The sequence below is a fragment of the Pseudomonas alkylphenolica genome, assembly GCF_016009175.1.
GTDB classification, from domain to species: Bacteria; Pseudomonadota; Gammaproteobacteria; order Pseudomonadales; family Pseudomonadaceae; genus Aquipseudomonas; species Aquipseudomonas alkylphenolica_B.
In genome coordinates this window covers 308,979-319,868 of the sequence record NZ_JADUCM010000003.1, presented here as the reverse complement: position 1 = coordinate 319,868, position 10,890 = coordinate 308,979, and the positions used below count along the sequence as shown (strand labels likewise).

Sequence of the window (10,890 nt, the reverse complement as noted above, 5' to 3'; positions counted from 1 at the left end):
GGTTTTTACAACAGCTGTCGGCTGCACTCAGCACTGGGCTATCGCTCACCGAACGCTTTTGCAAAGGACTTAAAGTGCAAGCCTTAACGCCCAGCTTCTTGGCGTCTGCTGCCAAGGGACAGAACCACCCTGTGGGCCATGCCAGTGCAACGCCCCTACAACCCCAACGCCAAACTGATGGCCGAGATGCTCCAGGCCGACTGGGGCAAGGTGGGCTTGAAGGTCAGGATCGTCAGCTACGAATGGGGCGAGTACCTCAAGCGCACCAAGGATGGCGAGCACGACATCAGCCTGATCGGCTGGACCGGAGACAACGGCGACCCTGACAACTGGCTGGGTACGCTCTACAGCTGCGACGCTATCGGCAGCAACAACTACTCCATGTGGTGCGATCCGCAGTACGACGCGCTGGTCAAGCAAGCCAAGACCGTCACTGACCGCCAGCAGCGCACCGTGCTCTATCAACGGGCCCAACAACGCCTCAAACAGCAAGTGCCGATTACCCCGATCGCCCACTCGACGGTCAACCAGCCGCTCAGTGCCAAGGTCGAGGACTTCAAGGTCAGCCCCTTCGGGCGCAGCATTTTTTCCGGCGTCAGTCTCGAGTAACCCCAGCTGATCAAAGGGAGTGCCATCCACTCCCTCGGCATCGTGCTGCCCAAATATCACCCACTGCCACATAGCAAACGTTTGCAACCCAAATGCCCACGCGAAATGCGCCCAGCTCACGAGGCCAGGCGATAACAACAAGAAAGGGAGCTTCACCTTGAAACTGACCACTACCGCAGTATTGGCCCTGTCCATCACCGGGCTGCCTGCCCTTGCCCAGGCCGACGCCGTCAGCCAGGACTTCATTCCGCTCAGCGTCAAAGACACCAGTGCCCAGGCCGATGCCACAGGCTTTATAGACGGCCAGCGGCTCGGGGGCTCGACGCGCAACTGGTACGCCCGTGAACGCGCCACCCGCGCACCGCTGTTCAAGTACTACAAAAGCGACGGCAGCCGCCATGACAGCCACAGCCGCGACAACTGGGTGCAAGGCACCATCCTCAACTACAGCTCCGGCTTCACCCAAGGCACCGTCGGCGTTGCCACCGAAGTGGCAGCTTACAACGCAATTGCCCTGGAACAGGGGCGCGCTGCAGTCGCCGGGCCGAACAACCGTACCCTGACCCACAGCGACGGCGACGTCATCGACCAGTGGAGCAAGCTCGGCCTGGCCAACGTCAAGGCACGGTTCTCCAACACCACCCTGACCGCCGGCCGCCAGTCCATCGACACCCCGGTGATCGCCTTCATCGGCAACCGCGCGCTGCCCTCGAGCTTTGAAGGCGTGAGCCTTCACAGCACCGAGTTCGACAACCTGTCGTTTGACCTGGGTACCTTCGACCGACTCTCCACCCGCACCGAACAGGGCACCAGCAAGTTTGTCGCCGAGTACGGTGACCGGGCCTTCGAAGCCGACCACGTCAACATCGCCGGGGCGAACTACCAGCCGCTGAAGAGCCTGAGAACCAGCCTCTACGTGTCCAATGTCGAAGACTTGTGGAACCAGTACTATCTCGGCGCCACCCACGAACTGGGCGACAGCGCGGTGCTGAGCCTGACCACCGGCCTGAACTACTACAAAACCCGTGATGAGGGAAAAAGCAAACTCGGCGAAATCGACAATGACACCTACAGCCTGTCGCTGGGCCTGACGCACCAGGCCCACAGCCTGACTTTTGCCTATCAGCAGGTGAACGGCAACGAGTACTTCGACTACCTGCACGACACCAACGCGATCTACCTGGCCAACTCCCTGCTCTCGGATTTCAACGGCCCGAACGAGAAGTCCGTGCAGATTGGCTACGTGCTGAACATGGCTCAGTACGGCGTACCAGGCCTCAAGTTCAACCTGTACAACGCCCGCGGCTGGGGAATCGATGGCACCCACTACAACGGGACCGGTTACGACGTGAAGAACCTCGACGGCGAGAACCACTACGAGTGGGGTGTCGGCACCAGCTACGCGGTGCAAAGCGGCTACCTCAAGGACAGCACCGTGCGCGCCACCTACACCGCCCACCGCGCCAGCAAGAACCAGGCAGACGGCAGCCTGGATGAGCTGCGCATCGTAACCACCATTCCATTCAACATCCTTTAAGCGTCGTGCGCCCCGACCGGTTCACCGAATCGGTCGGGGCGGCTACGCTGGCTTAATGGATCGCAGGGAGGTTTCATGACATTGCTACCGCTACAGGCTGCCCTCGCAGCCTTCCTATTGAGTGCTGCAGCGGGCCTTGCGGCCAAGCCGCTGGTGGTTTGTACCGAGGCCAGCCCGGAAGGCTTCGATATCGTCCAGTACACCACGGCGGTGACTGCCGATGCCTCGGCCGAAACCCTGTTCAACCGCCTGGTCGATTTCAAGCCCGGCACCACCGAGATCCAGCCCGCCCTGGCAGAACGCTGGGAAATCAGCGACGACGGCCTGACCTACACCTTCCACCTGCGCACAGGGGTGAAGTTCCACACCACCGCCTACTTCACGCCAACCCGCGAGATGAACGCCGACGATGTGCTCTGGAGCTTCCGGCGCCAGCTGGACCCGCACCATCCGTGGCACAACAAGACCAGCATCGGCTTCCCCTATTTCGAGAGCATGGGCTTCAGGGATTTGCTCAGGAGCGTGGAGAAAACCGACGATCACACCGTGGTGTTCACCCTCACCCGTCCGGAAGCGCCATTCCTGCCTGACCTGGCCATGGCCTTCACCTCGATCTACTCCGCCGAGTACGGTGACCAGTTGCTCAAGGCCGATAAAACCGCCGACCTCAACAGCAAGCCGATCGGTACCGGCCCGTTCATTTTCCAGCGCTACGTCAAGGATGCCCAGGTCCGTTACAAACCCAACCCCGACTACTTCCGCGGCAAGCCTCCGGCCGATGCCCTGGTATTCGCCATCGCCAGCGACAACAACGTGCGCCTGCAAAAGCTCAAGGCCAACGAGTGCCAGGTGGCGCTCTACCCCAAACCCGATGACGTCCCGAACATCAAAGCCGACCCCAGGCTCAAGGTCGCCGAAATGGAGGCGCTGGTCACCGGTTACATTGCCTTCAACACCGAGCACAAGTACCTGAGCGACGTGCGTGTGCGCAAAGCCATCAACATCGCCTTCGACCGCCAGACCCACGTCGACCAGCTGTTCGGCAAGGGTAATGCGCTGGTCGGCGTCAATCCTTACCCGCCGACCTTGATCGGCTATAACACCGCCAACCACAACCCGCCACGCGCCCTCGACAAGGCCCGTGCCTTGCTCAAGCAGGCCGGCGTTCCCGAAGGCACCGTGCTGACCCTGTTCACCCGCAATGGCGGTGGCCCGACCAACCCCAATCCGCAGTTGAGCGCGCAAATGCTTCAGGCCGACCTGGCCAGGATCGGCCTTAAAGTGGATATCCGCGTGATGGAGTGGGCCGAGATGCTGCGTCGCGCCAAAAAGGGTGAGCACGACATGGTGTCGAGCGGTTGGGCCGGCGACAACGGCGATCCGGACAACTTCCTGACCCCGCTGCTCAGTTGCGATGCAGTGAAAAGCGGGGAGAACTATGCTCGCTGGTGCAATCCGGCATTCCAGGCGTTGATCGACAAGGCCCGCACGGTGACCGCCACGGATGAGCGCGCAGCGCTCTATGTAAAGGCGCTGGCGGTGTACGATGAAGACCAACCGTGGATCAGCATGGCGCATCCGAAGATGTTCACTGCCATGCGTAGCAACGTGGAGGGGTATCACATCAACCCCCTCACCAATAACAACTTCGCCACTACCCGGGTGAAGTAGAACAAGAACGATCGTCTGGCCCGTACCCGGGGCCGACGACATGCCTGACCGGCTGATGAGGTACACCAGAAGATGTTTAGTTTTATTGCCCGGCGCCTGGGACTCTTGATCCCGACCTTTTTCGGCATCACCTTGTTGACGTTCGCCCTCATCCGCCTGATACCGGGAGACCCGGTGGAAGTGATGATGGGCGAACGCCGGGTCGACCCCGAGATGCACGCTCAGGCCATGGAGCGCCTGGGGCTGAACAAGCCCTTGCCGGAACAGTACCTGGATTACATTGGCAAACTGGCCCAGGGTGACCTCGGTGAATCCCTGCGTACCCGTGAAAGTGTCTGGAACGAGTTCCTGACCCTGTTTCCGGCCACCCTCGAACTGGCGATTGCCGCCTTGTTCTTCGCCGGGGTGATCGGTTTGCTGGCCGGGGTGATCGCTGCCCTCAAGCGCGGCTCGCTGTTCGATCACGGCGTCATGGGAATCTCGCTGGCCGGCTACTCGATGCCGATCTTCTGGTGGGGCCTGATCCTGATCATGTTCTTTTCGGTGAGCCTGGGCTGGACCCCGGTGTCAGGACGCATCGACCTGCTCTACGACATTGAGCCGAAAACCGGCTTCATGCTCATCGACACCCTGCTCAGCGATGAAGAAGGCGCCTTCAAGGACGCCGTCATGCATTTGATTCTGCCCGCCATCGTACTTGGCACCATTCCCCTGGCGGTGATCGCGCGCATGACCCGTTCCTCGATGCTGGAAGTGCTGCGCGAAGACTACATCCGTACTGCCCGGGCCAAAGGCTTGTCGCCAGCGCGGGTGGTGTTTGTGCATGGCCTGCGCAACGCGCTGATCCCGGTGCTCACCGTGTTTGGCCTGCAGGTCGGGACCTTGCTGGCCGGAGCGGTACTGACCGAAACCATCTTCTCCTGGCCGGGCATTGGCAAATGGCTGATCGAAGCCATCGGCGCCCGTGACTACCCCGTGGTCCAGAACGGCATCCTGTTGATTGCCTGCCTGGTGATCCTGGTCAATTTCGTCGTAGACATCCTCTACGGCCTGGCCAACCCACGCATCCGTCATCAGCGCTGAGGGCCCGGACATGACAACCCCATTGGCAAAACCTGTGTCGACACCGGCCACCGCTGTTGACCAAAGCCTGCTGTACCCGTCGCCGTACAAAGAGTTCTGGCAGGCGTTCTCGCATAACAAAGGCGCAGTCGCCGGGCTGATGTTCATGAGCCTGATCGTGTTCTGTGCGCTGTTCGCACCCTGGGTCGCGCCGCACAACCCGAGCGAGCAATACCGTGACTTTCTGCTGACCCCGCCGGTGTGGTTGGAAGGCGGCAACTGGCAGTTCATCCTTGGTACCGACGAACTCGGCCGCGACCTGCTGTCGCGGTTGATCCAGGGCTCGCGCCTGTCGCTGCTGATCGGCCTGTCATCGGTGGTGATCTCGTTGATCCCGGGCATCTTCCTCGGCCTGCTGGCCGGGTTCTTCCCACGCATTCTCGGGCCGTCGATCATGCGCCTGATGGACGTGATGCTGGCCCTGCCCTCACTGCTGCTGGCCGTGGCCATCGTTGCCATCCTCGGCCCAGGCCTGATGAACACGGTGATCGCGATTGCCGTGGTGTCGCTGCCGTCCTATGTGCGTCTTACCCGCGCAGCGGTGATGGGTGAACTGAACCGCGATTACGTCACCGCCGCACGCCTGGCCGGCGCCAGCCTGCCACGGCTGATGTTCGTCACGGTGCTGCCCAACTGCATGGCGCCGCTGATCGTGCAGGCCACCTTGAGTTTCTCCTCGGCGATTCTCGATGCCGCCGCCCTGGGCTTCCTCGGCCTTGGCGTACAACCGCCAACCCCCGAGTGGGGCACCATGCTGGCCTCGGCCCGTGACTACATCGAACGCGCCTGGTGGGTAGTGAGCCTGCCTGGCCTGACCATTTTGCTCAGCGTGCTGGCAATCAACCTGATGGGTGACGGACTGCGCGATGCGCTGGACCCGAAACTCAAGAATGCCGCCTGAGGAGATCGCCATGTCACTTCTGCAAATCAAGAACCTGAATGTGCGCTTCGGCGATGCCAATGCAGTGCCCGTGGTCGATGGTCTCGACCTGTCGGTGAGCGAAGGTGAGGTGCTGGCCATTGTCGGTGAGTCGGGTTCCGGCAAATCGGTGACCATGATGGCACTGATGGGCCTGATCGATGCCCCCGGCCGGATCAGCGCCGACGCCCTGACCTTCGATGGCCATAACATGCTCACGCTCAGCGGCCGTCAGCGCCGCCGTGTGGTCGGCAAGGATATGGCGATGGTCTTCCAGGACCCGATGACCGCCCTCAACCCCAGCTACACGGTGGGATTCCAGATCGAGGAAGTGTTGCGCCAGCACCTCGGCCTGCGCGGCAAGGCCGCGCGTCAACGCGCCCTGGAACTGCTTCGGAAGGTAGAGATCCCGGCCCCGGAAAGCCGCCTGGATGCCTACCCGCATCAACTCTCCGGCGGCATGAGCCAGCGCGTGGCGATCGCCATGGCGATTGCCGGCGAACCCAAGCTGCTGATTGCCGATGAGCCGACCACGGCCCTGGATGTGACCATTCAGGCGCAGATCATGGAGCTGCTGCTCAACCTGCAAAAAGAGCAGAACATGGCCTTGATCCTGATTACCCACGACCTCGCCGTGGTCGCCGAAACTGCCAGACGGGTCTGTGTGATGTATGCCGGCCAGGCCGTGGAAATCGGCCAGGTGCCCGAGCTGTTCGATGTGCCCGCGCACCCTTACAGCGAAGCCCTGCTGGCCGCGATTCCCGAACACAGCGAAGGCGCTGAGCGCCTGGCGACCCTGCCCGGTATCGTCCCCGGTCGCTACGACCGTCCGCAGGGCTGCCTGCTGTCGCCGCGCTGCCCCTATGTGCAAGACCATTGCCGTCAGCAGCGCCCGCCCCTCGATCCTCAGGTCCATAGCCTGGTGCGTTGTTTCTACCCGCTGAACCAGGAGGTGGCGTAATGACCGTTGTCCTTACCGCCCGTGAACTGACCCGTCACTACGAAGTCTCCCGCGGCCTGTTCAAAGGCCATGCCCTGGTTCGTGCGCTCAACGGCGTATCGTTTGAACTCGAAGCCGGCAAGACCCTGGCCGTGGTTGGCGAGTCCGGCTGTGGCAAGTCGACCCTGGCCCGGGCCCTGACCCTGATCGAAGAGCCTTCGTCCGGCTCGCTGAAAATTGCCGGCCAGGAAGTGGCCGGGGCCAACAAGGCCGAACGCAAGCAGCTGCGCAAAGACGTGCAGATGGTCTTCCAGAGCCCTTACGCCTCGCTTAACCCGCGGCAGAAGATCGGCGACCAACTGGCTGAACCGCTGCTGATCAACACCAACCTGTCAAAGGCTGAACGCCGTGAAAAGGTCCAGGCGATGATGCAACAGGTCGGCCTGCGACCGGAGCACTATCAGCGTTATCCGCACATGTTCTCAGGTGGCCAGCGCCAGCGTATCGCCCTGGCCCGGGCGATGATGTTGCAGCCAAAGGTACTGGTCGCCGATGAACCGACCTCGGCACTCGACGTGTCGATCCAGGCCCAGGTGCTCAACCTGTTCATGGACCTGCAGCAAGAGTTCAACACCGCTTACGTGTTCATCTCGCACAACCTGGCCGTGGTCCGCCATGTGGCCGACGACGTACTGGTGATGTACCTGGGCCGCCCGGCAGAAATGGGCCCCAAGGACGACATCTACAGCAAGCCGCTGCACCCCTACACCCAGGCCCTGCTGTCGGCGACACCAACCATTCACCCGGACCCGCTGAAACCGAAGATCAAGATCGCTGGCGAACTGCCAAACCCGTTGGACCCGCCGCCGGGCTGTGCCTTCCACAAGCGCTGCCCGTACGCCACCGAGCGTTGCGCCTCGGAAGAGCCAGCGTTCAGGCCAGTGGGGACGCGGCAGGTTGCGTGTCACTACGCGGAGCAGTTCTTGTAAACACCTGACACTGAACAGTGCACCCCAACAAAAACGCCGTCCTCATTGAGGCCGGCGTTTTATTGGGTCCATTGGCATTCGATCAATGCATGAAGATCGCGATCAGGATAATGATTGGAATGGGGATGCCGATCATCCAGAGCAACAGAGAGCGCATGACGTTTTTCCTCTTTCAGGTCCCGTTTGCTTACCCTTTAAGCGATGCAGACGCTGTGCCAAATGTGTCAAAAAATATCGTCCAATAAATCAACTGTTTAGGCTGCAAGGTATTTACACGATCATGCAAAACACCCGAATGACCGATCTGGACTCAGGGCTTATGCAATGCGCGCTGGCATTTCTCCCCAACAGCGGCTGCACTTGTTTCATACCCCGGCCCCCGTCACTATCTGCCCATGACCCTGACCACACTCCCGGACGGTCCTGAACAGACCCCGATCACCGCTGAAACCGTACTGCGCTACCACCTGTGCTGGAAGCATCGCGACCTGGACGGGGTGATGGCGTTGTATCACCCGGATATCCAGTACAACGACTTCTTCCTCAACCGCGTGATGCACTTTGCCGAACTGCGCGAGTACGTGCGCGTCAGCATGCCCCGTGAAGCCGATGAAGACATCGTTCACAGCGACCGCATTCGCGTCGATGGCTGCACGGCCTTTATCCAGTACCAGGTCACCTTGCGCGGTGGCGAAGGACTGGTGGCCTTCCAGTCCAGCGAAGCGATCACTGTGCGCGACGGGTTGATCTGGCGGGTCAACGAATACGCCTCGCTGGTGCGCGAAGCCAGCCCGGAGGCAGGCCAGGGCGATACGCGCCCGACCATGAGCCGCCTGGGGCTGTCCCCCCGGCAGCTGAGTGCCATGGCCCAGGACCTTGAGCAGTACTTTCAGCGCCAGCAGCCCTACCTCGACCCGGAACTGGACCTGCAACGGGTCGCCCGGGAGAGCGGCTACAGCCGCAACCAGATCTCCTATCTGCTTAACCAGGTGCTCGGCCAGAGCTTCTACCGCTACGTCAACCAGGCGCGCCTGCATCACCTGCTCAATGGCCTGGAGCAGGCACCGGCCAACAGCAAGATCGACGACCGTGCGTTCGCCGCAGGCTTCAACTCGTTATCGGCCTTCTACAAGTGCTTTCGCCAGCACACCGGGCTCACGCCCAAGGCCTGGGTCAAACAGAATTCTTTGCGTGCACGCAGCTAAGACAACGCCCCCCGCCAGCTTCTAGGATCGCCACAGACCGTAACGGATGTGGAGCCGAACACAATGCAGGCATGGCGCAAAATCAGCCTATGGATGGACCAGCTCGATGAACAGCTGACCACCCGCCCGGCCCTGACCCAGGACCTGGACGTGGATGTGTGCATCATCGGCGCGGGGTATACCGGGCTGTGGACCGCGTACTACCTCAAGCAGCAGTCGCCGCAGTTGAACATCGCCATCGTCGAGGCCGAATTTGCAGGTTTCGGCGCTTCCGGGCGCAACGGTGGCTGGCTGATGGGCAATCTGCTGGGTGAAGACCGCCTGCTGGCCGCCCGCTCCGCACAACAGCGCCGTGCGGCATATGACCTGCTGCACAGCATTCCCGATACCGTGCACGGCGTGCTGCAAAACGAAGGCATCGACTGCGACTACCGCAAAGGCGGCGTGCTGTATTGCGCGGCACGCTATCCGGAACAGGAGCGCACGCTGCGCAGCTACCTGGACAAACTCTACAAACAGGGCCTGAACGAAGCGGACTACCGCTGGTTGAGCCCGGAGCAACTGGCCACGCAACTGAGGATCAGCAAGCCCTACGGCGCTATCTTCAACCCCAATGTCGCCACGATCCAGCCGGCGAAACTGGTCCGTGGCCTGGCCCGTGCCGTCGAGCGCCTGGGGGTGCGCCTGTACGAAAAAAGCCCGGTGCTGGATTGGCAGGCCGGTGAAGTACGCACCGCCCACGCACGGATCAAATGCCAGTGGCTGGTACCGGCCGTCGAAGGCTACTCGGTCAGCCTGCCGCCACTGGGACGCTACCAGATGCCGGTGCAGAGCCTGCTGGTTGCCACCGAGCCGCTGCCTGAACAGGTCTGGGAAAAAATCGGCCTGAATCAGGGACAAGCCTTCAGCGAGAACAGCCGCCAGGTCACCTACGGCCAGCGCAGTGCCGACAACCGCCTGGTGTTCGGCGCGCGCGGCGGGTACCGCTTTGCCGGTCGTCTACGCGAAAACTTTGATCTCACCGAAAATGAAATCGAGCTGCGCCGCTACCTGTTCGGCGAACTGTTTCCGCAGCTCAAGAACGTCGCCATCACCCATTCCTGGGGTGGCAACCTGGGCATGGCCCGCCGCTTTGCGCCGCACATGCTGTGCGACCGCAAGCAAGGTATCGCCCTCGCCGGTGGCTACGGCGGCGAAGGCGTCGGCGCCAGCCACCTGGGCGGACGCACGCTGGCTGACCTGATCCTCGAGCGGCGCAGCGAGCTGACCGAGCAACCCTGGGTCCACCCCGACAGCACGTTGTCCAGCCTCGCAGGCTGGGAGCCGGAACCGTGCCGCTGGCTGGGCTACAACGCGATTATCAAAAGTTTTGTCCATGAGGACCAGACCCTCGCCAACCCGGCCAGAGCTCCGTGGCGCCGGCGCCTGGCCAGCGGCGTGGCGGACTTCATGGAAGGTTTCATGCGCTGACTTTTCGTTCCCCCTGCACAGGATCCATCGGTATGAGCATTACCCAGTTCAAGAACACCGACACTGTCGAGCTGCAAGAATCCAATCCGGTTGCCGTCCCCCTCGGCGAGCCGGTGTCGATTGCCTCGGTAACCGCCGTCGAGCGCAGCGACGGCGTTGAAACCGGCATCTGGGAGTGCACCCCCGGGCGCTGGCGCCGGCAGATCGTCCAGCAGGAGTTCTGTCACTTCATCAAAGGCCGCTGCACCTTCACCCCCGATGGTGGCGAGCCAATGATCATCGAAGCCGGCGACGCCATCCTGCTGCCGGCCAACAGCATCGGAGTCTGGGATATCCAGGAAACCGTGCGCAAAACCTACGTACTGATTTTCTGATCATTTGATCGCCTGCCTCCTTCGATAAAAACAGACAAAGCAAGGAACTCAGAC

The 10,890-nt window shown here is 61.7% G+C and carries 9 protein-coding genes and 1 pseudogene; all 10 read left to right on the top strand.

What is annotated here, in order from left to right; translation table 11 throughout:
• Window positions 1-126: 126 nt before the first annotated feature.
• Window positions 127-609 (top strand): annotated as a pseudogene (locus I5S59_RS05975) (ABC transporter substrate-binding protein); the annotation flags it as partial.
• A 157-nt stretch (window positions 610-766) separates the two neighbouring features.
• The gene (locus I5S59_RS05970; protein WP_197875795.1) at window positions 767-2,146 is read left to right on the top strand and encodes an OprD family porin; all 1,380 of its coding nucleotides are present in this window, start codon (window positions 767-769) and stop codon (window positions 2,144-2,146) included.
• Window positions 2,147-2,221: 75 nt separating this feature from the next.
• Entirely contained in the window at window positions 2,222-3,817 is a 1,596-nt protein-coding gene (locus I5S59_RS05965; RefSeq protein WP_197875794.1) for an ABC transporter substrate-binding protein, read from the top strand.
• Window positions 3,818-3,889: 72 nt separating this feature from the next.
• Window positions 3,890-4,900 (top strand): ABC transporter permease subunit, encoded by a 1,011-nt coding sequence (locus I5S59_RS05960; RefSeq protein WP_128322616.1) that lies wholly within the window; start codon window positions 3,890-3,892, stop codon window positions 4,898-4,900.
• Window positions 4,901-4,910: 10 nt separating this feature from the next.
• Window positions 4,911-5,840, top strand: coding sequence for an ABC transporter permease subunit (locus tag I5S59_RS05955; RefSeq protein WP_128322617.1), 930 nt, complete (start codon window positions 4,911-4,913; stop codon window positions 5,838-5,840).
• A 10-nt stretch (window positions 5,841-5,850) separates the two neighbouring features.
• The gene (locus I5S59_RS05950; RefSeq protein WP_197875793.1) at window positions 5,851-6,819 is read left to right on the top strand and encodes an ABC transporter ATP-binding protein; all 969 of its coding nucleotides are present in this window, start codon (window positions 5,851-5,853) and stop codon (window positions 6,817-6,819) included.
• Window positions 6,819-7,787: a peptide ABC transporter ATP-binding protein gene (locus tag I5S59_RS05945; RefSeq protein ID WP_197875792.1), complete on the top strand. Its 969-nt coding sequence runs from the start codon at window positions 6,819-6,821 to the stop codon at window positions 7,785-7,787. Before I5S59_RS05950 ends, I5S59_RS05945 begins: the two co-directional genes overlap by 1 nt.
• Window positions 7,788-8,182: 395 nt before the next feature.
• A complete protein-coding gene (locus I5S59_RS05940) occupies window positions 8,183-8,992 on the top strand; it encodes an AraC family transcriptional regulator (RefSeq protein ID WP_128322620.1) in 810 nt (269 codons plus the stop codon).
• Between the two features lie 63 nt (window positions 8,993-9,055).
• Window positions 9,056-10,462 (top strand): NAD(P)/FAD-dependent oxidoreductase, encoded by a 1,407-nt coding sequence (locus tag I5S59_RS05935; RefSeq protein WP_197875791.1) that lies wholly within the window; start codon window positions 9,056-9,058, stop codon window positions 10,460-10,462.
• A 32-nt stretch (window positions 10,463-10,494) separates the two neighbouring features.
• The gene (locus I5S59_RS05930) at window positions 10,495-10,836 is read left to right on the top strand and encodes a cupin domain-containing protein (RefSeq protein ID WP_197875790.1); all 342 of its coding nucleotides are present in this window, start codon (window positions 10,495-10,497) and stop codon (window positions 10,834-10,836) included.
• The last annotated feature ends 54 nt before the right edge of the window (window positions 10,837-10,890 follow it).